We start from the raw sequence: 26,076 nt of genomic DNA, 5'->3' as shown, positions 1-26,076 counted from the left end.
ACTGTATCCAATGGTGTATTTTTCAATTGCTTAATTTTAAACCGGCTATTCGGATGAAACAATGAATCAACCTAATCAAGCAGTGGTTATGGCATCTACGCTGTACATCGTGCCAACCCCAATTGGTAACATGGGAGATATCACGCAACGCGCGTTAGATGTGCTTAAACATGTTGACCTAATTGCTGCGGAAGACACAAGGCACTCAGGCATTCTCTTACAGAATTTTGCCATCAATGCGCGCATGTTTGCGCTACATGATCATAACGAGCAGCAAAAAGCAGATCAATTAATTAGCAAGCTTCAACAAGGGGATAGTATCGCATTAGTCTCGGATGCAGGTACACCTTTAATTAATGATCCTGGCTATCACTTAGTCAATCGCTGCCGTGAAGCAGGGATCCGCGTTGTCCCATTACCGGGTGCTTGTGCGGCCATCACCGCCTTGTCAGCCGCAGGTTTACCTTCAGACCGTTTCTGTTATGAAGGCTTCTTACCCGCAAAAACTAAGGGACGCAAAGATGTTTTGCAATCCTTAGAACAAGAGACTCGAACACTGATTTTTTATGAATCTACTCATCGCTTGTTAGACAGTTTAGCAGACATGGTGGAAGTGTGGGGACCTGAGCGTCGTGTGGTTTTAGCCCGTGAATTGACCAAAACTTGGGAGTCGATTGAAGGGCGCCCAGTCGGTGAATTACTCGAATGGGTAAAAGAAGATGAAAACCGTCATCGCGGTGAAATGGTACTCATTGTGGAAGGGTATAAGCCACAAACTGATGAATCGGCGATTACGCCAGATGTTATTCGTACGTTGGGTCTACTGCAAAAAGAGTTACCACCTAAAAAAGCGGCTGCGATCACTGCAGAAATTTATGGCCTGAAGAAAAACCAGCTCTACAAATTAATGCTAGACCAGCAAGACGGCGAGTGATTTTTGTCCAAGTGCCGGTTTTGACGTAATTTGCCTGTCATTGAGTCTGTACAAGCTAGTGTAAAGTGCCTATAATTCGCCGCGGAGTTGGTCAGACAACCGCTGCTTTATCGTAGTCCCTTCGGGAGACGGGTAGAGGGGAGGAAAGTCCGGGCTCCATAGGGCAGGGTGCCAGATAACGTCTGGGAGGCGCGAGCCTACGACAAGTGCAACAGAGAGCAAACCGCCGATGGCCTGTTTACAGGATCAGGTAAGGGTGAAAGGGTGCGGTAAGAGCGCACCGCGCGACTGGCAACAGTTCGTGGCATGGTAAACTCCACCCGGAGCAAGACCAAATAGGGGTTCATATGGTGCGGCCCGCATTGAACTCGGGTAGGTTGCTGGAGCCAGTGCGCAAGTGCTGGCCTAGATGAATGGTTGTCCACGACAGAACCCGGCTTACCGACCAACTCCACAGATAAATAGAAAAGGTCTATAGCGTTCGCTATAGGCCTTTTTTATTACTCGTCATATTTCGGCCTGTAGGGGGGTTGGCTACTCTCAGCTACCCTAGTCACATACTTGTGTATGCTCCTAGGGATATCCTCGTTTGCCGCCTACCTACAAGTCGAACTATTTAGAGCTGTTTTTTTCGTCATATTTAGTGGTGTAACGGCGTTAGCTTCATTCAGCCACACGGGTCACATACTTGTGTATGCTCCCCGCGCTGTCTTCATTTTGCTGCCTTGTTACTACACTAACTATTTAGAAAAAACCTCCGTTTACTATCTTCTATTTACTGATTTCTTAATCAATACGCCATATCCACCGTCAACATCGCAAGCCAGTGATGCAAATCAATACGAGTGCTGGGGACTTACATACAATAATGGTATTTAAAATACATGTTAAAGAGATAGGCGGACATGGCAAAGAAACCCTCAGTACGATACCCACGTCGTCCGGGAACCGTTGGCGGAAAACTCCCTTGGAATGATTGGCGTAACGCCTCAACATGGCGGAAAGTCGTGCAAATCACGCTCTTGGCGATCAACATTTATATCGGCATTACCTTCTATTACTGGGTACGCTATTACGAAACTGGCGGTGCGACGCTCTATCTTCCGCGTCCAGGAGGCATCGAAGGCTGGCTGCCTATTGCGGGGTTAATGAACTTAAAGTACGCCATTGAAACGGGTGGATTGCCTCCTATTCATGCCGCAGCAATGTTTCTCTTAGCTTCCTTTATTATCATCAGTTTATTACTGAAAAAATCCTTTTGCTCATGGCTATGCCCGATAGGCACAATATCGGAATACATCGGGAAAATAGGACAGAAACTTTTTCGTTTTCAAATCAACGTACCTAAATGGCTCGATATCCCCTTAAGAGGACTGAAATACCTACTATTAGCCTTCTTCCTCTATATCTCGTTATCCATGTCGGCGCAAATGATCCAATACTTTATGATGTCGCCTTATGGGATCATCATCGATGTCAAAATGCTGGATTTCTTTCGCTATATTAGTAGCGCCTCACTCATCACGGTTTCGGTTCTTGTTGTCGCTAGCCTATTTATTCGTAACGCGTGGTGTCGTTATTTCTGCCCTTATGGCGCATTGCTGGGAATATTCTCTCTATTTTCGCCGGTTAAAATTCGCCGAAATGTAGAAAGCTGCATTGATTGCGGAAAATGTGCCAAAAATTGCCCGTCACGTATTCCTGTTGATCAATTAATCAACGTCAGAACGGTAGAATGCACGGGGTGCATGACGTGCGTTGAATCTTGCCCAGTGGCATCAACATTGGCTTTCTCATTACAAACGCCGATCAAAAAACGCCAAATTCCCTTATCGGGAATGATGATGGCCATTTTGACCCTAGGTATTTTATTCGCCACTATCGCGGTTGCGGCTTACTTAGGCGTTTGGGATAGCCCTGTACCGGATAACTACTGGTTTCACATCATACCGAATGCCAAAGGAATAGGTCATTGATTTAAAATTAAAAACTAAAAATGCCCCACGGCACAAAAGTGAGTGGGGCATTGGCTGCTTCATCATGGTTATGATGGTAAGTATTTTAATATTTCGCTAATATTTATTTTCTTATGTGCAGCTTATTGCCACATCAATTTACCGCGTTTTTGACCATGTTTAGCAATTGGCGGACATCCTCTGGGCGGGTATCACCAGTAGTTTTGTCGATAATAGAACTGTAAATATGCGGGATGATTTTCTTCACACCCGCGTCGAGGGCGACTTGCAGGATCTCGGCGAAATTTTCTAAATCAATACCGCCCGTTGGCTCTAAAGAAAAATCAAACTTCGCGCAAGCTTCTGCGATAGCTTTGTATTCCTCAATATACTTCAACCCCTGCATATTAAAGAACTTCACTGAATCTGCGCCCATATCTTTGAGCATCATAATGGCGGTTTCAATCGGCACAATGCCATCTGGTGCTTGAGCGCTTAATGGACCTGTTGAGATTTTCACCATACCCACGGTGCCTGTTGGGGAAATTAACGCATTGACGAACGTTTCATTCTGACCCAGTAGCGCACGGCTAATCGGTGCACCTGTAAATACTTGATTCACATGCTGTGGTTGAACTTCTTTTGAAATCAGAGACACCATGGTGGACTGCTTAGGGTCGCCAGCACCTAAACCGACAGATAACGCATTGTGTACTTCCTTGGCGTACACCTTCATATCCGCAATGGCACTTTCAAGATCAGGATAATTTTTGGATAACACCCCTACCACCACAAAACTCTCCGCCGCGGCATAAATCTCTTTTGCGTTTTGATGGCTCCCCGCTAGGACGTTCAGGCACACACGGTCATGGTAAAAATTTGGTGACAACTTCATGTTAAATTCCTTCTACTAGCGTACGAATTTGCTGCGAAATGACGTCAAGTTGCTCGGTACTGACGCTGCGAATGTCGGCCTCAACCTTACCTTCATTGGCTTTGTACTCACGAAAATAAATCGCGGTATTGCCTTGCTTCAGCTCATCCATGATTTGGTAGGTGGTTTTACCAAGCGCTTTTTCATCGAAACTGATCTCGGCTCTGGCGATATCACGCCCAGCGGCATCCCAAACAATACGGGCTGAAATACCGGCTATCGCATTTAAATCTTTAAGGAATTTATCCATACGGCTAACCATCTGTGCCCCAGTTTCTTTGGTGGCGGTAAGGTACTGCTCGATAGCCAGTGTTAAGCCCAAAATACCTTCTTTACCAACTTTCATCGCACGGCCAATGCCTTGAGATTGGCGTTTAACCCATTCAACATACTGTTTTTTACCAACAACCAAGCCGCTGGTCGGCCCTTCAATCGCTTTGGCACCACTGTAAATCACAAGGTCGCCCCCCGCTTGGTAGTAGGCAGTTAAATCTTCTTCCGCGGCCGCATCCACGATCAACGGAAGCTGGTGGGCATGCGCGATTTTGGCGGCTTCCGCCACAGTTAACATGCTCTTTTGTACGGTATGGTGGGATTTGATGTACAAAATGGCGGCGGTTTGCGGGGTGATTTTTGCTGCTAACTGCGCAGCGCTACATTCATTCGCAAAACCGGCTTCAACCACTTTACCGCCACCTAACGTGACCATCGTGTCCACGGGGGCGCCAAAGTTCACGTTATGCCCTTTTGGTAAAATAATTTCACGAGGAACGGATTTGCTGGAGGAGTGCAAGTTAAGCAGCAAATCCTCATCATCTTGTACAATCACCGCCGCCACCGCTTGAGCAATACCTGCAGAGGCACAGGAAACCACAACCGCAGCTTCAACATTGAGCAGTTGAGCGATGTACTCCCCGGTTTTGTTTACTAAGTCTTTAATTTCAAAATAATGGTTCAACCCATACGTTACACGCTCGATCACTTCAGGCGTTGGGGTAGAAACGCCTAAGATGGTCATACGACCGGAGGCATTAATAACGTGTTTTAACTGATATTTTTCATAGATTGATTGCATGTTCAGATTCGCCTTGTGCAGGAATAATGTGCTTTCCACCAACGATGGCAGCAACAGGAACAAAACGATGGGTACCGATGCGATGCTCGCCGTCGGCATCCGTCAGCTCGGTTGCCTCTTCTTTGAGGTCAAATAGCGTGATGTCAGCATCAAAGCCCGGTCTTAAATAACCTTTAGCAGGAAGCGACAGTAAATCTGCGGCTTTCTCAGTGACACAGCGTAAAATTTGTTCGGCGCTAAAGCCCATGCACAGGAATTTCGTCATCACGAATGCAAGGCTATAAACAGGGCCATTCACACGGTTACGGTGATAGATGTCTGAGCTGATAATGTCTGGATAGGTGCCAATTCGCATGGCTTGCTCTGCGACTTTGAAGCTAAAGCTTTCACCGCCGTGACCCACATCGAGGATCACACCACGGGCGAGGGCGCGGGCAATAGACGGTTTTAGGTATCCATCATCCCCTAAAATTTTATTTGGTTTGCCATTAAAGCAGTGAGTAATGATGTCCCCACGGGTGAGTAAGTCAGCGACTTCATCAATATTAGGCGGGTTATTTCCAATGTGTACCATTAATGGAAGATGGTGCTTTTTCTGCATTTCTTTGGCTTTAACCAAAGGCGCAATACCATTCTCACCAACTACACTTTTGCTCATACGCGCTTTCATGCCCACCACAAAGCTGGGATGGCGCTCAAGTGCGGCTTGAAAACTCGCATCGTCGATATTGTCCATGTTGGACAGCTCATTCTGAGCAATAATGCCAATGCGCGAAATATTCAGCAGAGAGAAGACATTAGTTTTGGATTGAGTGGTTAGCCGATAAAACCTGTCAATATCATCAGCACCCACACTACCCGCATCAACCAGTGAAGTGACACCGCCAGCAGCACCAGCGAGATCTGGTTCATCGAAGTAAATCGGCGACTCGGCAAAACAGTGGGCGTGAGAATCAATCCATCCAGCGCTAACATACAGCTTTCCTTCAAGATTAATGATTTTCTCAGCTTGCTGATTGTGGGAAAGCTCAGGACCCGCTGCTTCGATTTTTCCATCTTTGATTAGGATATCGATAATTGAACCATCGATACGCTTGGCGTGTTTGATTATTAGTGAGTACATAATATCCCTCTGTCATACTCGTCATACTTCAAACCGCAGTGTTGTTGGCTGCTCTTTCGCTACCCTAGTCACATACTTATGTATGCTCCTAGGGATATCGTCGCTTGCCGCCTAGCTGCAGCTTGAATTATTTAGAGTATGCTCAAGTGTTTGTTCTAAACGCTATTAAACTGCGAGTGGGAAGAAATACCCAAATAACATTGCGCCTAAGATAGCGCCACCGGCGACTGGTTTTTGCCATACATAGAAAATCAGTGAACCAATCAGTGCGCCAATACCAATCGGAATAGACGCGGCCATTGCGGCAAGGATAATCAATGGACCCAAAAAACGACCTGACGTGTTACCTGCGCCCATCATGACGTCCGCACCAAACGTTGAGTTCGCTTGTGCAATGGTAAACTTACGGGCGAACACGATAATTAAGCCGATAAGCACACCAAGGAATAAACCTGTGATCAGGGAAATCCAGAAGTTGGTGACTAAAATATCCCAGCCTGCGGCTAAAAATAGGGCGGGAACCCCTAAACCAATACCGGTTTGTAGCGCACCACCGATATCCAAAATCCCCACTAGTGACCCTTCGATAATTCGCGCAAACAGGAAGCTTGCACCAAAGGCGGCGACAGCACCGTAAACCCCAGTATCTAGCCCAGCGCGTAACATGGCGACGAAAGCTACTTCGTTAAATGCGCCAAACCCGTACACGACGTACATATGGGTACCCGCGAAGATCCCTGCAGATAACAGACCAACAAAGATAGGGAAAGACCATTCCGCGTACCAAAAGTCTTGTTTATTAATTTCAGTTGTCATGATTATTTCCCGCTCAGCAGTCCGTGGACATATTCAAGCCACAGTGGTTTGTCTAAGTTGAAAGAGGTGATCATCTTCAGGTCAAACTCGCGGAAGAAGCCACTGAGAACGAACAGCAGAACAACGGTGATCATCATGGTACGAGTGATACGGTTCCAGCCATTGTCATCCACGCCTTTACCAATCAAGATCCCTAACACTAAACCTGGGATAGCGTTACCCATGATTAATTGGGCGCAACCACCAAATAAGGTTGCCCAGAAACCGGAACGACGACCTGCGTCCATCGCGGCTAACCAGAAAATCACGGGCATCACGGTGTTAACCAGTAAGTTAGCCGCCGGAACCAGTACGTTGATCGCGGTGGTTTGTAGCGCGGCGGGTACTGCGGACGCCGTGGTATTTAAGAAGGCGACCACCAATGCCCCGATAATGGCACAGGCAATCGCCATTTTTTTCGGGTTATGCAGGGTATCTGCCACACTGCGGTTTTTAGTTAATAGAGCAGCGGCACCCCAGTTAGGGATGATGCGGTGATCAACGTCTTGGGTGAAGGCACCCGCAGCGACCGATGATGCCCATGCGTTGAAGAAGAATCCTAAGCCGAATGAGAAGTGTGATGCAGGGTCGCCCTCACACGCGTTTAACTCACCAAGGGTGCGGAATGCGCCCATACCTTGAACGGTTGGCGCGTGGAACATACGTGCCGCCCCTGCGCCTAAACCAAAGCCGCAGAGACCGCCGATAATGAGGGACATGCCCAATATTTCTAAGAAAGATGCAGTTTCACTCATGGAATTTACTCCAGACCTGATTGCTTTTATTGTTCTGTAAATGGAATTTCGTTGACAGAAAGTAAGGTAACATCCAGCGAAACGTCGAGAACAACTCGGAAATGTTCACGTTTGCGTGGCAAAAAGAGAAAAAGAAACTTTTCTGTCCGCGAATGAGAGTGAGCACTAACAACCTCAACATCCTTGGGTTCTATCCGCAGAATGATGTCGGTACTGTTCTTAAGTACGGTTTTTTGAATCGAATTTAAGGCGTCAGCAATCGCTTTTTGCTTTGTGTCGCCTTGCCCTGTCACCCGTACAGTCGTTTCGATAGATTTTTTCATTAAGCGTTGCCGTATTTTTTATTAAAAGCTTTAACTAAGCGCTCGCCTAACTCTTCCTTGTCCATAAAACCGAAACCTAAAACATTGCAACCTTCAGCAATGGCGGTTTCTCCCTCTTCAATCGAACGCATCCCATAACGCGCTTTGTAGCCATATTTGGTTTGAGCTGTAATGGCGCCTGCACCACCGCTACCACAGAATGAAATGCCAAGATCAGCTTGTTCTTGGTTCATCACATCCCCCAGTTTCATGTCAGCAGCGACACCGGGAACAACGATGGCTTTTCCGCCGGCAGCTTCAACGCCCACAGCCACTTTTTGCCCTTTACCTAAACGATCGCCGATAACAATAACTATCTGTTTCATAAAATATTCTCCAAGACCGAATGCTAAAAATAAGGTGCTAAAAATTAATCATTAGAACGGGCAACTTCAAAGTGAACTGAGAGCAAATAAGTCTCTTCTGGCGCAAGCCCTGGCAAGGTATCGACAACGCGTTGCGCTAATGCAATGGAGTGACCCGAGATTTCATCAAATAAACTGATATCCACTTCCGGTAAGGCTTCACCGGTTTTGGCTCGAGCGACCATGGCACGTAGATGAGACTCCAGCATTTGTTGCTGTACATCTGTGGTGTAGCAACCCTCCAGTTTGAGCCAGTCAGTAATCACTGCTAGCAGTTCTTGTGTGACCTGATGGATATCAAGATCGTCTTCTAACATTTTGAAAACTACAACTGATTCATTCATAACTGTTTAAAATCCAAGGTAATATTTCAAATCAAATCACTTTTTTCTTCATGACTAATACCTTAATCGCTTCTTGAATAATTTTGCAGACAGGGAATTTCCAGTTCAAAGTGGAAATATTTTGGAAGTGAAACTGGAAGGGTGGCGATTAATTTTCGCTCTAAGAGGAAGTTAACTGGAAAAACTAACACATTCAGAGGGTGAATTGGGATGATTGGATAATGAGTAATATAATAAATTTATTATATTTCAATTTATTAAAGACATTTTTGGAATAGTGGAAATAGCTCTTAGGTTAATAAATAAAAGTGGAAATGAATTTGTGGAAATCTATATAGAGTGGAAATCTTCACTTCCACTTACGTTGGTTTACGCATGAAGTGGACAATTTGGACTAAAAATCATTTGGTGGAGTTGTGGTTAGGATCACGTAAATAGTTCCCACCTCCCTTTTTCCACAAGGAGGTGGAAGTAAAAGGAAACTACAAAATTCGCGCGAGACTATCTTTGGCGATAGCTTGGAACTCATTGAAATTTTTGACATTCACAAGACGGCGGGTGGTTTTCTCTTTGACGAAGGTGACAAACAAATCATAAATCGCCATCGCTTCTTCATAGTCAGTTTTGCTGATTGCCAATAAGAAAATCACATAGGCGTTCTCTTTGGTCTCTTTGTTCCACTCGATGCCTTGCGGGGCAAGGATAGTGGTCACGATGGTTTTATTGGCAAGTAACCCTAAAGAGTGAGGAAGGGCGATCCCTTCGCCCAGCAATGTCGAGACAATCGATTCCCGTTCTTGCAATGAAGGATAAAAATCTGCGGTGACATAGCCTTCTAATTGCAGTTTCTGGCAGACAGTTTTGAACAGCGTCTCTTGGCTAATTTTTTCATTGATAACCATAAAGAAACGTTCATCGAAGAAGCGTTCAATAATATAGGGACGGGTCTGATCCACCATCGCTAAGCGACCCACTTGTTCGAGCTGGTAGGGGGTTGGAAAGGGTGCAATTTTAATAACGGGTTTATTTTTCTCTGAGATCCGTACGGTGGTGATCACAAAGTTTTCTGCGACTTCATCCAACGATTCATACTCTTGCAGCGTTAGCCCCCGGCTAAATTTGAGCTGCGGAAATTCACGCATAATTTTGGATTCCACCACGCGAAAGGTGGAGTTACCCGCATCCGTGACCACTAACACTTCCGTCTGGCGTGCGGAACCTGCCCCATAATTTCGTTCAAGGCTAACCCCAATGTGCACCGCTAAGTAACCCAGTTCATCTTCATTAATGGGATGTGGAAGCAGCTGCTTACTGGCACTGGTTAAGGCGCTTAACGTGACATCATAAGCAAATGGATAATACTGTTTAATGTCTGAAAGCAGCGGGTTTGGGGTGGAAATATGGTATTGAAGGCGAGTCATTAAGGCTGAAAGATGGGTATTCAGATCTTTCTTTAGCTTTTCATCATTCCGCAAATCATAGTTATACAACTCATTGATATAATTTAAGATATATTCAGATAACTCATTGTGATGATGATGTTTTTGTGTTGATGCATGCTGGTTACTAATACGCTGCGCGATGATTTGGTCGTGTAAAAAGCTCAATTCAGCTGCGGATAAATCATTACCAAGGAAGTAAATTAGCCCTTTAGAAATTTCATCACTGGCTTGAGTAATGATTTCTTCTAACTCTTCGTTGTTGACGCTGGCAGTGAGTTCATGGCCGCGGGTAATACGCAAAATGGTGACGGCGCAGTTAAATACAAGATAAAGATGGCCTTCATTGCTGATACGAATATCAAAGCGATTCAAACTGTTATGAACCACTTTATCGATATAGGTTAAATCGAGATTGTCCAGACTTTCCGGGGTGAATGTGGCGAGGTCGGGAGTGATTTGCTCGCTAAACTGCCGCCAGAGTGCTTCAGTCATACAAGCACGAATAGCCCACTCACTACCATTTAAGCGGATCCCTTGATGGGGGATGCTCTCCAATTGCACTTGATAGCGATGAAGATGCTCACGAACGGCTCCCATATCTTGCTGAATGGTACTGCGGCTAACAAACCACTCTTCGGCAATATCATCGAGCTTGACAGGTAGGGACAGCATTAGCAGCTTGAGTAATAGGGCATCAATACGCTCTTTGCTGGTGCGTGGGATTTGGCTGTTTTTATCATTAAGTTTGGTAAATGTAGAAAAAACTTCATCATTTTCGATTTTTAATCGATACCCCCGCCCGCGTTCATACATAATATGAGCGCTATGATCTTTGATTAATTCGTTGATTTCATTGATATCTGAACGAATAGTGCGGGTGGAAACGGAAAACTGTTTCGCTAATTCATCTTGAGGGACAACCTCATTGAGGATCCGAGAGAAAATTTGATTGTGTCGCTGCAAAATGAATAAAGCCACAAGAACCCCTTTAAAATCAAAAAATAAAGTTCGGAGTTAAAAACTGATGGTTTTTTAACTGTCTTATGGCTGGACTCTAACACAGTGGTATCAGGATAGCGGAAATAGAAATGATGAAATTTGCGAATCTATTCGCAAATTTTGCGCGATCTACGGATTAAATTCACTTTTTCCGCCCCTGAATAGAATTAAAACGATTCACCTAAATCAATTAACAAACCTCTAAATGCTCGGTCGCTGGTGAGCGTTAGGGAATTTTCATCTTGGATAAATAAACCATCGTTACAGCTCATTGATAAAGATTGCGATTCTTTTCCGCTAACCTGTAAACCACCATGAATGGATTGCAGGTAGGCATTTTTACCTCGTAATACGAGGGCTTTCGACTCATTAGGTTCAAGATAAATCTGGCTTATCCAAATTTTTTGGCGAAGTTGTAGGCTATTATTGTCCCCATCGGGTGACGCGATAAGCTTGTTATCTTTCTCCGCTAATGCCAACTTTTGGGGAGGCATAGATTCCTGTTGTGGGCACGCATTTAGCCACAACTGAAGCCGTGTTAATGGCGTTGTCTCACTGATATTGTGTTCACTGTAGCTCAGGTCAGGACGAGGTGAAAAACTGACGCATTCCCCTGCTTTTGCACTGACGGTATTACCTACGTTATCGCGGTATTCAGCTTGGCCTTGCAGGATGATGTTCACAATATCAACATGAGGATAAACTCTTGGTTGAAAAGCATTATCTGGCGCAAGCACTTCTTGATTTAGCACTTTTAGGGTTTTAAAGCCCATTAAGTCTGGATCAAAATAGTGACCAAACGAAAAAGTATAGCGTGCCTGTAACCAACCGTAGTCTGCTTTCCCACAATGGTTAACTGATCTTAATTTCATCATAATGGTTAACCCTCACTCAAAATATATAGCTAGTAATATATTGTTATAATAAATATCTGGACGTTGAATTGTTAGCCAGTTAATCTGTTTCCATCATTCAAATTTCCTGAAAGAGATACATCATGAGCAAAGAGAGAGCATTAACACTTGAGTCGTTAAGGGTGATGGATGCAATCGATAGGCGTGGCAGCTTCGCGGCAGCGGCGGAAGAGCTGGGTCGCGTTCCTTCGGCATTGAGCTATACCATGCAGAAGTTAGAAGAAGAACTTGATGTTATTTTGTTTGACCGTTCAGGACATCGAACTAAATTTACCAATGTGGGGCGCATGCTGTTAGAGCGTGGGCGGGTGTTACTTGAAGCCGCCGATAAACTCACCTCGGATGCGGAGGCGCTGGCTAAAGGTTGGGAAACTCACCTGACGATTGTGTGTGAAGCGCTGGTTCCGGCAGAGTCTTTATTCCCGCTGGTGGATAAACTGGCTGAGAAATCCGACACCCAACTCTCTTTAATTACTGAGGTGCTAGCAGGGGCATGGGAGCGACTCGAATCCGGGCGTGCGGATATTGTTATCGCACCAGATATGCATTTCCGTTCATCCTCTGAAATTAACTCCAAAGTGCTGTATACCCTGAACCATATTTATGTGGCAAGCCCAAACCATCCTATTCACCAAGAGCCCGAGCCGCTTTCTGAAACCACACGCGTGAAATACCGAGGTATTGCGGTGGCAGATACTGCCCGTGAGCGCCCAGTGATCACCGTGCAACTGCTGGATAAGCAGCAAAGATTGACGGTATCTAGCATCGAAGATAAGCGCAAGGCGCTGATTGCAGGGCTAGGAGTGGCGACAATGCCATATTCGCTGGTGGAGCAAGATATTAAGGAAGGGCGCCTGCGAGTGGTGGGGGCGGAGTTTAGTCATGAGTCGAATATGATTATGGCGTGGCGACGCGATAGCATGGGAGAGGCAAAGTCGTGGTGTCTCCGAGAAATTCCCAAATTATTTAGAGGGTGATCTCGTCATACTTTAAGTTGTAGCTGTGTTGGTTGATCTCGTCATACTTTGCATTGTAGGGGGGTTGGTTGCTCTCGGCTACTCAAGTCACATACTTATGTATGCTCCCCGAGATATCCTCGTTGACCGCCTACCTACAAGACAAATTATTTAGAGGGTGATCTCGTCATACTTTGCATTGTAGGGGTGTTGGTTGCTCTCGGCTACTCGAGTCACATACTTATGTATGCTCCCCGAGATATCCTCGTTGACCGCCTACCTACAATACAAATTATTTAGAGATCACTCGTAACCTATTCTTTAATTCTTTTTTAAAGCGAAAAGCGAAAATAAAAAGAAAGCAACGATAAAAGCAAAAAAAAAGCACCTCGGACAAGAGGTGCAAAGGCATTTAACTTATGGAAAAGGATGTTGACTTGAGGGTACTATTGACTCCCTGCCTATAGGTCGCTATAGGCGAGGAGGTTGGAGCTCATTACCATTTTTTATTTAATAAATGGTCGATACTGAATTTGCCTGGGCCAGTCACTGCTAACAGAATGTAGCCGCCTGCAATGGTCATATTTTTCATAAACATCAAGCTGTTTGGCTCAACGCTGAAGTTCGTGTGGAACAGCATCGCAGTTAAGAATGTGAACACTGCAGTGAAAATTGCGGTTGTGCGTGTTAACAGACCGAATAACACCGCCAGACCACCACCTAACTCAAGTAAAATTGTCAGTGGTAGTAAAAAGCCTGGGACGCCCATTGCTTGCATATATTGCTGAGTGCCTTCATATGCCCCACCTAATTTACCGTAACCTGCAACGATGAACAGAATTGGCATCATAATACGTGCTAATAAAATAGCTCCACTTTCTAAATTTTTCATTGAGTCTCTCCAGATAATACGGTCATTAAATATAAATAAAGTGCGATATTTATCGCGTTATAAGCTAAGTTTCAGCACGAAAAGGCTAGAAATCTTGGATGTGCGTATCTTATTACTTAGCTCATTCAATAAAAAGCTAAGCTTATTAACAAAGATAGACAAAAAAATTGAATGTGTGTGATTGAGTATGAAAAAAAAGTGCCCAAGGGCACTTTTATCTATCATATTGACAAATAATGACTATTTTTATCTTAAGGAGATGGGTTATTTCTGACTTGAACTGTTTAAGCTGCTTCTTAGGGTACGAATAAGTCCCCAAGTTGCAATGGCTTTCTTGCTCAGTGAAATAAATCGATTGGGGTGTTTTAAGGTAAAAATAGAGATAAGACCCGTCGCAGCGATAACAATTGGGCGAAAGGTCATCAGGGTTTGCCAAGCGCGGTCATAAGGCGCTGTGGCTTGTAGCCACTCTTTCTTACTGGCCGATAACTGGATGCGCTGCAGCTCAATATCAGAGACTAAGCGTGACTTTCTTTCTGCAAGTAACTGACGTTTACTTTTGCTCATCATCGGTTCCTGCCAGTGCTTTAGCGTCATTACGAAGTTGTTCACGGGTTGCGCTTAGTAGCGTGGACTGTTTCGCTTTTTTTAACGTCCAAATAGCAAAGATAATCGCGAGTAAAATCAGTGTTCCGGTCGTGATAGCGAAAGCTTGATAACGATAGACGGGATCCACAGACCAAAAAATAAGCCCGATAAGGCACATCAGACCAAATGCAGAAAATAGAAGAGTCAGCCCTGCAAGTAATAATAACTGAACAAGGTTGAGTTTCTCTTCTTCTAATTCTACTGCAATAAGTTGAATGCGGGTTTCAACCATATTAACGGTGATACCCGCAATTCTTTGCAGAGAATCTAGAACCCGCTTAGCGGGTCCTTGACGTGGCGACTGTTCCATAAGCGATGATTAGCGCTTGCTGAGCAGCATGCCTAAGACTACACCGACGGCTGCACCGATACCCACGCTTTTCCATGGATTTTCACGCACATAGCAATCTGCTTGGCCTGCAATTTCTTTGGTTTGCTCGGTGATTTTATCACTGGCTTGACCGAGTTTAGCTTTTGAAGAGGAGAGGGCTTCACGGGCTTTAGCCTTTAAGTTTTCGATCTCTTCTTTTGATTTATCTTGAGTACTATTCAGAATGGATTCGAGAGAGTCTGCGAGTGATTTAAGTTCAGCACGTAGATCTTCAGAAGAATGATTGGACGACATAGTAGAACCTCCTATCAATAGAAAAATAACGCAATACCTTAATAACGTATGACCTTAATAGCCTATGACATTAATAATAGTACAATAGCTTTTTTTAGCTTAAGTGCAATCACTAATTGGCATAGATTTCGAATTGAGATAGAGGAAAGCGGGAATTGCGATACATTCCCGCTGTTCGATTTGATTCAGTGACGGCTATTTATTTGCGGGCGAATTTTTTCTTGATGACAACACCAATGCTGCCGATCAGACCCAAAATTAATAACCCAACTGGAATAAGCATCAAGACATTCATAATTTGATGCTCATATTGCTGGAAAATAGGGCTTTTACCGAATCCATAGCCGATAGCGGTCAAAATTAGCACCCAAAGGAGCCCACTTAACCAGTTAAACAGTTGGAAACGCCCATTTTGCAAGCCCGCAAGCCCTGCGATGGTTGGTAGTAATGTTCTGACAAATGCAAGGAATCGACCAATCAGTAGCGCAGCTAAGCCGTGACGATGGAATAGCCCATAGGCACGCTGGTGATAGTGTTCAGGGAGGTGTGATAACCAGCCTTTGACAATTTTTGTATTACCTAGCCAGCGACCTTGGATATAACCCACCCAGCAACCAATACTGGCGCCCGCAGTTAAAATCACTAAGGTTAATGGGTAGCTAAGAGCACCTTTTGCGATGAGTACGCCAACAAGGATCAGTAAACTATCACCGGGTAAGAATGCAGCTGGGAGCACGCCGTTCTCCAATAATAGGATCATGAACAGCATAAAATAAATCGACCATATCAACGATGGGTTAGATAAGGTTTCGTAATCTTGGTGCCAAAGGGCGAAAAAAAGTTCTCTAACTAATTCCATTAATGTTTCCTAAACGGCAATCACAGCAACAAACATGTTGTTGAGCAGAAATGGATTAAGTAAATGCCGGAAGAAAACGACTGTTTCTTCGGGCTGTTAGTGTAAAACCCGATCACTTTAACAAAACAGAAAATAACTAAACAGTAAATTTTAAGCTTATTTTGAGAATTCATTTAAATTGCGGCTGATTTTTACATTTTAGGTTCTTAACCACTGCCTTTCTAAAATAACAAAAAATGGGAATGGCGCTGAATAAGAGGATTTAATCTGACTATTTACCAGTTTATTTACGTTTAGGTAACGAAAAATAGCATGAACATATTGGTAGCTAATCATTGCTTTTTAAGATTAATTACCTTATTGTGTGCACATAGCAAAGGGGAGTAACTTCTTCTGTCGGATTATCGTCATTACGATGCACACAATTGCATCCGGTAACCGAGCACCACAATTTCCTTATCTTAGGTGATCTGTGTTGTAAGTGAGACCTTGCCAGAAGGCGAGGTTTGCTCATCGTTTACAACCGTATAGTGATTACTTAGGGTGAAAACAGTTTAAGCGGCTGATGTCTTCTGGATATCAGCCGTTTTTTGTTTTTTAAAGGAATCAAAATGAACTCTGTTGGAAATCCCGTTTTATGGGGCAGCTTTGCTGTCATGATCCTTGTGATGTTACTCATCGATATGTTTTGGCAAGGTAAACATAAAGGTCAGGCGATGTCGATGAAGCAAGCGGCGGGCTGGAGCATCTTGTGGGTGACTCTATCGCTGATTTTTGCGGGCGGCCTGTGGTGGTACTTTAATGATACCGTTGGACCTGAAGTCGCGAACACGCAAACTATGGCGTTCTTAACCGGTTATCTGTTAGAAAAAGCCCTTGCCGTGGATAACGTGTTTGTTTGGTTAATGCTATTTGGTTACTTCGCTATTCCAGCAAACTTACAGCGTCGTGTACTTGTTTACGGGGTACTTGGGGCTATCGTCCTGCGTACCATTATGATTTTTGCAGGTAGCTGGTTAGTCACGCAATTTAGCTGGATCCTCTATATTTTCGGTGCGTTCTTACTGTTTACGGGGATCAAAATGGCGTTTGCTAAAGAAGATGATTCACCGATAAATGAAAAGCCATTAGTTAAATGGGTTCGTTCACATTTACGGATGACCGATGAGTTACACGGCGAAAAATTCTTTATTAAAAAGAATGGATTGCTGTTTGCTACCCCATTAATTTTGGTTTTAATCTTAGTGGAAATCAGTGATGTTATCTTTGCGGTAGACAGTATTCCCGCTATCTTTGCTGTGACCACTGACCCGTTTATCGTATTAACGTCTAACCTGTTTGCAATTTTAGGCTTACGAGCAATGTACTTCTTATTAGCCGGTGTTGCTGAGAAATTCTCAATGCTTAAGTACGGTTTAGCTATTATTTTAAGCTTTATCGGCGTGAAAATGTTGCTGATGGATATTTTCCATATTCCTACTGCGGTTTCGTTAGGTACTGTTGCTGCAATTTTAATTCTGACGCTGGTGGTTAATACCATCGTGAATAAGCGCAACGAAGCGAGAAAATTGATTAAGTCATAATGCTGTTGAGATGGAAAAATCCGCGTCACTGAAGCGTGATTATCTGGTCGTGATTTAACCGATCGTTAAATCTTATTCGTAGTAATCGATACAATTTTAAAAAACACCTTGGATTTATCTGAGGTGTTTTTTTATTTTAACTATCTGAAAACCCTCACTCATTTTCTATGTCCTCTGTTTCCTATAAGAAACAAAACTCTATTACGATCACAGATATGTAAAATTAATGTTAACTGTAATCAATCATTGTGTATATTTTGAATAATAGCCTTTTCAGGAGATTAATATTCCTTATACTGGCTCGGCAAACACATTTAATTCCTAAAAAAGATAAATTATAAAGGTCTATTATGGATACAAATAAAGCAGGGTTATGGCGAGTAATTAGTCAAGGTAGTTTGGTCAAACAAATCCTAGCAGGCTTGATTGCAGGTATCTTATTGGCATGGTTATGGCCGTCGGCAGCAAAAAACGTAGGCTTACTGGGTGACCTGTTCGTTAGTGCGTTAAAAGCCGTTGCCCCAATACTTGTTTGGGTGTTGGTTATGGCGTCCATTGCTAACCATCGCCAAGGGCAAAAAACCAGCATTCGCCCAATTTTAGTACTGTATATTTTAGGGACATTCTTCGCGGCTGTTGTGGCGGTGATTGGCTCATTTATGTTCCCATCAAGCTTGATTTTAGCTGTAGGCGATACGCAATTAACGCCTCCGGGTAATATTGCTGAAGTGCTTAAAGGCTTACTGATTAATATTTTCGCTAACCCAGTCGATGCACTGATCAAAGGGAACTATATCGGTATCTTGGCATGGGCGATTGGTTTAGGTATTGCATTGCGTCATGCCAATGAAACCACCAAAACCATGATCCACGATTTTTCGTTAAGCGTGACTCAGCTGGTTCGTGTGGTTATTCGTTTAGCGCCATTAGGTATTTTCGGTTTAGTGTCTTCAACAATTGCGACAACCGGTTTTGAAACCTTAAAAGGTTACTTCCACGTATTGGCGGTATTACTGGGCTGTATGATTATTGTGGCATTAGTGGTTAACCCGCTGATTGTTTACTGGAAAATCAAACGTAACCCATACCCATTAGTGTTCGCTTGCTTACGTGAAAGTGGCGTAACCGCCTTCTTTACCCGTAGCTCCGCAGCTAACATTCCGGTGAACATGGGGATGTGTCGCCGTATGAATCTGCACGAAGATACCTATTCTGTTTCTATCCCGCTAGGTGCAACTATTAACATGGGCGGTGCTGCGGTAACCATCACCGTATTAACACTGGCAGCGGTGCATACACTGGGGATCCCTGTTGATATCCCGACGGCGCTATTATTAAGCGTGGTTGCGGCGGTTTGTGCGTGTGGCGCATCTGGCGTGGCAGGCGGTTCATTATTACTGATCCCACTGGCATGTAATATGTTCGGTATTTCGAACGAAGTCGCGATGCAAGTGGTTGCAGTGGGCGTGATGATTGGCGTACTGCAAGACTCTGCGGAAACAGCACTGAACTCTTCAACGGACGTGCTTTTCACTGCGGCGGTATGTTTATCGGAAGACGATAAACTGGCTCAAGCGGATGCTGAGTTATCTCAAAATCAAGACTAAGCTTTCACGTCTTTCAAAAAGAAAACCCGCTGAATTAGCGGGTTTTTTTTATGGGGCAGTAAAACTTACAGCTGATAAGCCACTTTCATACCTTGTTCAATGGCACGGCGGGCATCTAACTCGGTAGCCACATCTGCCCCTCCAATCACATGAGGGTGAATGCCAATTTCTTCGAGTTGCTCTTTCAATGGGCGATAAGGTTCTTGTCCAGCACAAAGGATGACATTATCAACGGTAAGGCAGATATTTTCATCTTGATAGCGAATATGCAGCCCATCATCATCCACATTCATATATTCGACACCATTAAACATCTGAACGCCGCGTTTCATTAACGATAAGCGGTGTACCCATCCTGTGGTTTTTCCAAGCCCTGCGCCGACTTTGCTGTTTTTACGCTGCAATAAATAGAGGTGGCGAGGTGTTGGTTCTAACTGTTTTTTCGTCGGGAAAAGCCCGCCTCGCGTAGTGATGGCGGTATCGATATTCCATTCATGATTAAATTTATTATCATCTAAACTGCTGCTGATCCCTTGCTGAGTAAGGAGTTCTGCAATATCGAACCCAATCCCTCCAGCGCCAATAATCGCGACATTTTTACCGACATTATCGGGCTGTTTTAAAGCCTCAAGATAGGACATGACTTTGCGATGATCAGCGCCAGCGAGGTTGATAGCGCGGGGGATAACGCCTGTGGCGATAATGACTTCATCAAATTGCGTTAAATCATTTGCTTGTGCAAGCTGCTCGAGTCGAACCTCTACATTGAGCAGTTGTAGTTGTCGCGAAAAATAACGCAAAGTTTCATAAAACTCTTCCTTGCCAGGGATCTGTTTAGCGAGATTAAATTGTCCACCAATTTGGTTGCTGCGTTCAAATAGCGTGACTTGATGGCCTCGTTTGGCGGCATAGATTGCACAAGAAAGCCCCGCTGGACCCGCGCCGACAATCGCCACTTTTTTAGGTTTATCTGCTAATTCATTGGGATAGTCCATCTCGCGTACTGCTTGTGGATTGACCAAGCAGCCTGCCAGTTTGCCATTAAAAATCTGGTCAAGGCAGGCCTGATTGCAGCCAATACAGGTGTTTATTTCATCAAAGCGACCATCTTGGGCTTTCAACACAAACGCTTCATCGGCAAGGAAAGGGCGCGCCATGGAAACCATATCAGCTTGACCGCTAGCAATGATTTGCTCCGCTACAAACGGGTCATTGATGCGGTTGGTGGTAATTAGCGGAATATTCACCTTGCCCATTAATTTTTCCGTCACCCAGCTGAAGGCTTTGCGGGGCACCAACGTCGCAATGGTCGGTACTCGGGCTTCATGCCAGCCGATCCCCGTATTGATCATGGTGGCACCCGCACTTTCAATCTCTTTAGCCAATAGCTCGACTTCATCCCATGTTGATCCCCCTTCGACAAGATCAAGCATGGATAAACGATAGATAATAATGAAATTTTTCCCAACCGTTTGGCGAATACGTTTAACGATTTCTAGCGGAAAACGGATACGATTTTGGTAGCTTCCACCCCATTCATCAGTTCGATGATTGGTGCGGGATGTAATAAATTGGTTGATTAAATAACCTTCCGATCCCATCACTTCGACCCCATCGTAGCCTGCTTGCTGGGCAAGTTTAGCGGTGTTCACGAAGTCATCGATGGTTCTCTGGACTTCATCGGCAGTTAATTCGCGAGGGGGAAATGGGGTAATTTCGGATTTAATCGGGCTAGGCGCTACCAACGCTGGGTGCAGGGCATAACGACCTGCGTGCAAGATCTGCAACGCAATTTTGCCATCCGCCTGATGCACCGCATCGGTGATTTGCTGATGAAATGGCAATTGGTCTTGATGATTCAATATAGCGCCATGAGGTGCTAAAGCCCCTTCAGGGTTCGGGGCTATCCCGCCGGTAATAATCAGGCTGACCCCATTCTCTGCACGAAGTCGGTAAAAGTGGGCAAGGCGCTGGCTTCCTTGAGGATGCTCTTCTAAGCCGGTGTGCATTGAACCCATCAAAATACGGTTTTTAAGAACGGTATGCCCCAAATCAAGTGGGGTAAAAAGATGTGGAAAATTGCTCATATTGGCTCCCATTTGGGACTATTAATAACAGGTCAGATGAGTTAACTGTAGCCTAATGGACAATTGAATTAAGAATAATGTTAAAAAATTGTGATTTTTATCATATGTTTTACGAGGAATAATTAAACTTACAGGACTATTTCTTTTGTTTTATTTTTCTGTCATAAAAAATGGTTACAACAAAGAAGAATGGTTATTTACATCATAATTTGATGGTTTTTCACTCCACACAACCGAGTTATTCAGGAAATACGCCGATGAAAGAGATTTGCCAAGCTGTCACCTTAGAAGGCAACCATGTTCGATTAGAACCATTAACCCATCACCACGATGCTGTTTATGCTGAGATTATTGAACGAGATAAGCTGCATCACCTGTGGTATACCTCGGTACCTGAACCGGAAAATGTCGCGAAAGATGTCGACATGCGCCTTGCGCGTTTTGAGCAAAAAGAGATGGTGCCATTCGCGATTATTGACAAGCGGACAGGCAAAGCCGTTGGTATGACGTCGTATATGCGTATCGATCAAGGGGTTCGCCGTGTAGAAATCGGGGCGACATGGTATGGGACGGAAGCGCAGCGCACACCGATCAACACAGAAGCTAAGTACTTGTTATTAAAACATGCATTTGAAGAGTTGGAGTGTGTTGCTGTGGAGCTAAGAACGCACTTTTTAAATCATCAAAGCCGCAAAGCGATTGAGCGCTTAGGGGCAAAACTTGATGGGATTTTACGTAACCATATGCTAACTCGTACGGGGGAGCTACGAGATACCTGCGTTTATAGCATCTTAAATAATGAGTGGCCGGCAGTGCGTCGTCACTTAGAATGGCAGATGACAAAGCCTCGCTAAGTCAAAAAATAGCCCACGGGATGTAGGCTATATAATTAATATTTAATTAAATCAGTTAATTATAAATATTCGTGTATTGGTTTGGTCATATACACGTTATTTGGCATTTTTTCCGTGGTGGTGTAGCCAGCAGGGCTGTTGATCAGCGCTGGTATACGATTAACCAAGTTTGCGCAGGTTAATTCCACAGTTGCTGGGTTATTCACTTCAATCGCCGTATCTGGCTCACCAATTAGCTGCCAACTGTTTTTGTCGCACTCATCCGCCGTTAAAATTTTGCCGATACATTCGGTTTCTAAGGTGACGCCTTCTGCCGTTTCAGTGATTACCACCGCAGATAACCCTAATACATCGCCTTTTTTCACCGTCATTTTTAAGGTGTCTGAATAGATATCTTCTTTGGCAATTTGCGGTACGCAGCGCTGAGTTTGATTGGTAATAGTCAGACCTAAGCGGCTACACAGCCAACCATTTTGTGTCCACATGTACGGTGGCGCATATTCACCGCTCTCGATTTTCTCAGCGATAACCGCGTATGGCAGGTCGTTATAGTTACCAATTTGCTGATTGAATTCGTCAACAGTCAAGCCTGCACCGTGACCTTTTGCCAGGGCGATGCCGTAATCTTCCACGTTGTAGCAGCTAGAGCCTTTGATTTTGACCAGTTTGTGCATAGAACCCGCCAAGGTATCGATAAGCACGCCCCAGAACATATCTGGGTAGCCGCTGCCCGCTAAAGTGCAGTTATTCGCTTTCGCTAAAGCATCGAGTTTTTCAGTAATTTCAGGGGAAGAGTTCCACGGATAGAGAGCTTCTTCACCTGTTGAGATTGCATTCACGCCATGGCGAGCGAAAAGGGAGAATGCATCTTCTAAGTCTGCCATGGTGCTGAGGGTCGCAATAATCCCCACGTCAGGTTTTAAGGTTTCTAGGGCTTTATCGGCTTCATTCAGTGGCTGGATTTTTACGCCAGTTGGTGCTGTTCCCGCGATTTCACCAATGTCTTTGCCAATCACGGCAGGGTTGATATCAAAAGCCGCCACAACTTCAGCACCGTGTTCTTGTAGGTAACGGATGAGAAATTTGCCCATCTTTCCACAACCATATTGAACTGCACGTACTTTTTTCATCATTATCGTCCTATAACTGTTTGTCTAATATCATCATGTTCTATATGAAGTATAAAATTATTGTTTTATATCAATCAATTGAACAAAGAATGCTTAATAAATTAGAATGGGAAAACTCAATTTTTACGCCCGATTATTTACTATAGGGTAGTTGTTAACGCAGGTTTGTTCATAAATGGCGTTCTAATAAAGAATGGAATCCTAGATTAAAATCCGATAATTAAGATGGGAATGATGGCTTTTGATGATGTTATGCCATTGAATTATAGGCTGATGCTATGGCTTGGATACAAATTCACCATATAGTTTTGAAATACTAGACCTTCACCAAAACAGCACGTATAATCGGCACCACTTTGGCCCCTTAGCTCAGTTGGTTAGAGCAGGCGACTCATAATCGCTTGGTCACTGGTTCAAGTCCAGTAGGGGCCACCAAATTTTAGCTGTTAAATCAGCGCATTAAGCCACTTCGAAAGAAGTGGCTTTTTTGTGTCTGAAGCACGGGTAAAAACTACCGCCCAACAAACCCTCTTCCCGTAAACTCTTCAATCAACCGCTCGCCCTCATGCCATTCGCCATATCCTGCATCGGTATTTAAATGCTCGCCGCCTTTAACCAACATAAGCTGGCTGCCCCACATTTCGGCAAGCTGATGGGCTTTTTCGGCGCCAAGATGTGGATCATTATCGGTATAAATAAGCAAAGAAGGACTTGGAAGCTTTTTATTGGGTAGTGGTCTCTGCTGTTGAATATCGAGTAGGGCAGAAGGGGAATCAACATCCGCGGGGGTGGCGAGGATCATCGCTTTTACTCGATGGGTGGGAAATTGGCTCGCCCATTGCGCCACACAAACAGCTCCGCAACTGTGTCCAATCAATACCAATTCACCCTCTGTATTTTGAACTACCTCGTTTAGGCACTCTATCCATTTATGGTTAGGGGCGTTCCAGTCATCCTGAATGACTCGCACAGTATTATGGTATTTTCTTTCTATAAAGGATTGCCAATGTTGAGAGCCGGAATTGGTATAGCCGGGAACAATAATAAAAGTGGTCGTCATCTTGCTTCTCAGGTTGTCTGGGAAAATTTAATCTTAATCTGTACGAACTAAAGTTAGCTAGCAATTTATCGGCTAGCGTTAAATCAAAATGTTATTTAAGTAAGCCATTCGGAATAATACGAAATAGCTTCTGATGGTTTTGTTTTTAACGCATTTAATGCGTTTTTCATGAGTTTGTAATGACTTAAAGTCAAATTATCTAAGGTAGGAAGAGTTTAAATTTAACTTATAGAAATATTACTCATATAAAGGATAATGCTTCACTAGATAATGAATTTTCGGGCTTCAATGCATTTCATCTGATTTGATAAAGGCTCAATGAATGCATTTGAGCCTTTTTGTTTCTTTTTACCTAAAGAGCATTTGCCATTCTAATTTCCTACCTAGCTATTTTCCCAATCCACCCCAGAAATAATCACTATGGTAATTATATTTGAGTGTGAAATAGTACCTTAATGAAACACTGATTAGATCAGAATATATTTTATTCACATTGAATAATTCTCATTAGGCATAACAAATGAGACTGAGTTCTTATTTATTAGGGAGTATGGCGAGCTGAGATAAATTTGAATTAATAATTTTCTTTTTGGCGTATATAAATTTTGCATTGAAAATACAAAAAACTATTACGCTGAATAGTGGTAATTGGATAATTACAGATAATAATACACGTCAAAGATGTAACGAATTGCAAAAAAGTAATGTCCGATATATGTGAAAGAAATGTTGTTAAGTATGAATCAATGACACATTATCTGTAACTAATTGATTTTTACAGTATCGGAATAATCGTAATATGAGTAAATGTATCAAAAAATAACTGCCTATTGAACTTCTTATTTTCGATAGGTGATGGCGACTTTACAGCTTTTAAGTGTAATTATAGTATTTGTGTGAACCAAAGCTCAAAAGGCAAAAAGATTTAATTAACGTATTTATAAATATATCGTGGTTTTACCTAAGTATATTTAACTATGTCTCGTATCTGAAATTTAAGACTCTATTGTAATTAATAATTAATTACAGGACTTCTTATTACCTTTTTTCTTTAAATTACGACTTAATTGAGGATTTACCAAATGAAATTAAATAAAACTCTTATGGCTATCGCAGCAACGACATTAATTAGTTTTGGTGCAAACGCAGCACCAGTTAACCACGGTAATGGTAAAGTCACTTTCACTGGTAGCATCATCACAGCACCTTGTTCTATTGACCCATCTTCTATTGACCAAACTGTAGATTTAGGTCAAATCGCTGATGTGGTGTTAAAAAATGGTGGTACTTCAGACGGTCAATCTTCACCAGTTATGTTCGATATTAAATTAATTGACTGTACTGTCGAAACAGGTGATTCCGTGAATATTACATTTTCAGGCGCGGCCGCTACAAATGATCCTAAATCACTATTAGCTATTACAGGTACTGCTGCAGGTGCAGGTATCCAGATCGTAGATAGCAACAATGACCCAATCGTATTAAATGAAGTCACTAAATCTGAGCACAAACTGCAAGGCACAACTAACACCCTGCAATTTGCTGCATACGTAAAAGGTTTAGGTAGCCAAGGTAAACCAGAAGCTCCGGTTGATATTGTTGCGGGTGAATTCCAAGCGGTAACTGATTTCGTATTGTCGTATAACTAATTTAATGGATTAGTTATTAACGGTAAGCTGAAGTAATGAGACTAATCATTACTTCAGCTTAGAAAATTT

25 protein-coding genes, 1 tRNA gene and 1 other RNA gene are annotated in these 26,076 nt (G+C 43.5%); 9 read left to right on the top strand and 18 right to left on the bottom strand.

All coding sequences use genetic code 11. From position 1 onward, the window contains the following. The first annotated feature begins 61 nt into the window (after positions 1 to 61). The 3 genes from rsmI to GKR48_RS08280 all read left to right on the top strand — a co-directional run bounded on the left by rsmI (position 62) and on the right by GKR48_RS08280 (position 2,910). The gene (rsmI, locus tag GKR48_RS08290; protein WP_036956141.1) at positions 62 to 934 is read left to right on the top strand and encodes a 16S rRNA (cytidine(1402)-2'-O)-methyltransferase; all 873 of its coding nucleotides are present in this window, start codon (positions 62 to 64) and stop codon (positions 932 to 934) included. Between the two features lie 83 nt (positions 935 to 1,017). Further along, positions 1,018 to 1,391: RNase P RNA component class A (rnpB, locus tag GKR48_RS08285), an RNA gene on the top strand. A 448-nt stretch (positions 1,392 to 1,839) separates the two neighbouring features. After that, positions 1,840 to 2,910, top strand: coding sequence for a 4Fe-4S binding protein (locus GKR48_RS08280; protein WP_154627730.1), 1,071 nt, complete (start codon positions 1,840 to 1,842; stop codon positions 2,908 to 2,910). Positions 2,911 to 3,043: 133 nt separating this feature from the next. Here the strand turns inward: GKR48_RS08280 and dagF are convergent, their stop codons facing one another. The 10 genes from dagF to GKR48_RS08230 form a co-directional block, all read right to left on the bottom strand. After that, a complete protein-coding gene (gene dagF / locus GKR48_RS08275) occupies positions 3,044 to 3,784 on the bottom strand; it encodes a 2-dehydro-3-deoxy-phosphogluconate aldolase (protein WP_154627729.1) in 741 nt (246 codons plus the stop codon). A 1-nt stretch (position 3,785) separates the two neighbouring features. Continuing rightward, complete coding sequence (locus GKR48_RS08270; protein WP_154627728.1) at positions 3,786 to 4,898, bottom strand: DgaE family pyridoxal phosphate-dependent ammonia lyase; 1,113 nt, start codon at positions 4,896 to 4,898, stop codon at positions 3,786 to 3,788. Further along, entirely contained in the window at positions 4,882 to 6,021 is a 1,140-nt protein-coding gene (locus tag GKR48_RS08265; RefSeq protein WP_154627727.1) for an amidohydrolase/deacetylase family metallohydrolase, read from the bottom strand. Before GKR48_RS08265 ends, GKR48_RS08270 begins: the two co-directional genes overlap by 17 nt. Positions 6,022 to 6,186: 165 nt before the next feature. Further along, a complete protein-coding gene (locus GKR48_RS08260; RefSeq protein ID WP_154627726.1) occupies positions 6,187 to 6,837 on the bottom strand; it encodes a DUF4310 family protein in 651 nt (216 codons plus the stop codon). Between the two features lie 2 nt (positions 6,838 to 6,839). Continuing rightward, positions 6,840 to 7,631, bottom strand: a complete 792-nt coding sequence (locus tag GKR48_RS08255; RefSeq protein WP_004258184.1) for a DUF4311 domain-containing protein — start codon at positions 7,629 to 7,631, stop codon at positions 6,840 to 6,842. 26 nt (positions 7,632 to 7,657) lie between these two features. Next, complete coding sequence (locus GKR48_RS08250; RefSeq protein WP_006659132.1) at positions 7,658 to 7,954, bottom strand: DUF4312 family protein; 297 nt, start codon at positions 7,952 to 7,954, stop codon at positions 7,658 to 7,660. Then, positions 7,954 to 8,319 carry an SFCGS family glycine-rich protein gene (locus GKR48_RS08245; RefSeq protein ID WP_154627725.1) on the bottom strand — a complete coding sequence of 122 codons (366 nt, stop codon included), beginning with the start codon at positions 8,317 to 8,319 and terminating at the stop codon, positions 7,954 to 7,956. The genes GKR48_RS08250 and GKR48_RS08245 overlap by 1 nt, the downstream gene beginning before the upstream one ends. A gap of 44 nt (positions 8,320 to 8,363) precedes the next feature. Next, complete coding sequence (locus GKR48_RS08240; RefSeq protein ID WP_154627724.1) at positions 8,364 to 8,702, bottom strand: transcriptional antiterminator; 339 nt, start codon at positions 8,700 to 8,702, stop codon at positions 8,364 to 8,366. A 482-nt stretch (positions 8,703 to 9,184) separates the two neighbouring features. Beyond that, entirely contained in the window at positions 9,185 to 11,122 is a 1,938-nt protein-coding gene (locus tag GKR48_RS08235; RefSeq protein ID WP_336431134.1) for a BglG family transcription antiterminator, read from the bottom strand. A 188-nt stretch (positions 11,123 to 11,310) separates the two neighbouring features. Then, complete coding sequence (locus GKR48_RS08230; RefSeq protein ID WP_154627723.1) at positions 11,311 to 12,018, bottom strand: pirin family protein; 708 nt, start codon at positions 12,016 to 12,018, stop codon at positions 11,311 to 11,313. Positions 12,019 to 12,140: 122 nt separating this feature from the next. Between GKR48_RS08230 and GKR48_RS08225 the strand changes: the two genes are divergently transcribed. Then, the gene (locus tag GKR48_RS08225) at positions 12,141 to 13,034 is read left to right on the top strand and encodes a LysR family transcriptional regulator (RefSeq protein WP_154627722.1); all 894 of its coding nucleotides are present in this window, start codon (positions 12,141 to 12,143) and stop codon (positions 13,032 to 13,034) included. Between the two features lie 475 nt (positions 13,035 to 13,509). On the opposite strand, the gene GKR48_RS08220 is transcribed toward GKR48_RS08225, so the two are convergent. The 5 genes from GKR48_RS08220 to GKR48_RS08200 all read right to left on the bottom strand — a co-directional run bounded on the left by GKR48_RS08220 (position 13,510) and on the right by GKR48_RS08200 (position 16,037). Further along, the gene (locus GKR48_RS08220) at positions 13,510 to 13,905 is read right to left on the bottom strand and encodes a DoxX family protein (protein ID WP_132496578.1); all 396 of its coding nucleotides are present in this window, start codon (positions 13,903 to 13,905) and stop codon (positions 13,510 to 13,512) included. A gap of 264 nt (positions 13,906 to 14,169) precedes the next feature. Then, on the bottom strand, positions 14,170 to 14,472 hold the full coding sequence (locus tag GKR48_RS08215; RefSeq protein ID WP_230086679.1) for a YqjK-like family protein: 303 nt from the start codon (positions 14,470 to 14,472) through the stop codon (positions 14,170 to 14,172). After that, the gene (locus GKR48_RS08210) at positions 14,459 to 14,863 is read right to left on the bottom strand and encodes a phage holin family protein (RefSeq protein WP_154603425.1); all 405 of its coding nucleotides are present in this window, start codon (positions 14,861 to 14,863) and stop codon (positions 14,459 to 14,461) included. Before GKR48_RS08210 ends, GKR48_RS08215 begins: the two co-directional genes overlap by 14 nt. 9 nt (positions 14,864 to 14,872) lie before the next feature. Next, a complete protein-coding gene (locus GKR48_RS08205; RefSeq protein WP_154603424.1) occupies positions 14,873 to 15,178 on the bottom strand; it encodes a DUF883 family protein in 306 nt (101 codons plus the stop codon). A gap of 199 nt (positions 15,179 to 15,377) precedes the next feature. Next, positions 15,378 to 16,037, bottom strand: coding sequence for a DedA family protein (locus tag GKR48_RS08200; protein ID WP_154603423.1), 660 nt, complete (start codon positions 16,035 to 16,037; stop codon positions 15,378 to 15,380). 611 nt (positions 16,038 to 16,648) lie between these two features. Here GKR48_RS08200 and GKR48_RS08195 point away from each other — a divergent pair. After that, a complete protein-coding gene (locus GKR48_RS08195) occupies positions 16,649 to 17,620 on the top strand; it encodes a TerC family protein (protein ID WP_154627721.1) in 972 nt (323 codons plus the stop codon). Between the two features lie 350 nt (positions 17,621 to 17,970). Then, positions 17,971 to 19,227 (top strand): serine/threonine transporter SstT, encoded by a 1,257-nt coding sequence (gene sstT, locus GKR48_RS08190; protein ID WP_154627720.1) that lies wholly within the window; start codon positions 17,971 to 17,973, stop codon positions 19,225 to 19,227. 65 nt (positions 19,228 to 19,292) lie between these two features. On the opposite strand, the gene GKR48_RS08185 is transcribed toward sstT, so the two are convergent. Beyond that, positions 19,293 to 21,314, bottom strand: a complete 2,022-nt coding sequence (locus tag GKR48_RS08185; RefSeq protein WP_154627719.1) for an NADPH-dependent 2,4-dienoyl-CoA reductase — start codon at positions 21,312 to 21,314, stop codon at positions 19,293 to 19,295. A gap of 257 nt (positions 21,315 to 21,571) precedes the next feature. Between GKR48_RS08185 and GKR48_RS08180 the strand changes: the two genes are divergently transcribed. Beyond that, positions 21,572 to 22,168, top strand: coding sequence for a GNAT family N-acetyltransferase (locus tag GKR48_RS08180; RefSeq protein WP_154627718.1), 597 nt, complete (start codon positions 21,572 to 21,574; stop codon positions 22,166 to 22,168). Positions 22,169 to 22,227: 59 nt separating this feature from the next. On the opposite strand, the gene GKR48_RS08175 is transcribed toward GKR48_RS08180, so the two are convergent. Further along, positions 22,228 to 23,301: an NAD(P)H-dependent amine dehydrogenase family protein gene (locus GKR48_RS08175; protein WP_154627717.1), complete on the bottom strand. Its 1,074-nt coding sequence runs from the start codon at positions 23,299 to 23,301 to the stop codon at positions 22,228 to 22,230. 355 nt (positions 23,302 to 23,656) lie between these two features. Here GKR48_RS08175 and GKR48_RS08170 point away from each other — a divergent pair. Beyond that, a tRNA-Ile gene (locus GKR48_RS08170) sits at positions 23,657 to 23,733 on the top strand. A 76-nt stretch (positions 23,734 to 23,809) separates the two neighbouring features. Here the strand turns inward: GKR48_RS08170 and GKR48_RS08165 are convergent. Then, positions 23,810 to 24,358: an RBBP9/YdeN family alpha/beta hydrolase gene (locus GKR48_RS08165; RefSeq protein WP_154627716.1), complete on the bottom strand. Its 549-nt coding sequence runs from the start codon at positions 24,356 to 24,358 to the stop codon at positions 23,810 to 23,812. Between the two features lie 1,082 nt (positions 24,359 to 25,440). On the opposite strand from GKR48_RS08165, the gene GKR48_RS08160 reads away from it, so the two are divergent. Continuing rightward, positions 25,441 to 26,007 carry a fimbrial protein gene (locus GKR48_RS08160; RefSeq protein ID WP_154627715.1) on the top strand — a complete coding sequence of 189 codons (567 nt, stop codon included), beginning with the start codon at positions 25,441 to 25,443 and terminating at the stop codon, positions 26,005 to 26,007. The last annotated feature ends 69 nt before the right edge of the window (positions 26,008 to 26,076 follow it).

Source organism: Providencia sp. wls1943 (genome assembly GCF_009706275.1).
In the GTDB taxonomy this organism is placed as follows: Bacteria; Pseudomonadota; Gammaproteobacteria; order Enterobacterales; family Enterobacteriaceae; genus Providencia; species Providencia zhijiangensis.
The sequence above is the reverse complement of the archived record's forward strand: the minus strand, read 5'-3'. Positions and strand labels throughout refer to the sequence as shown.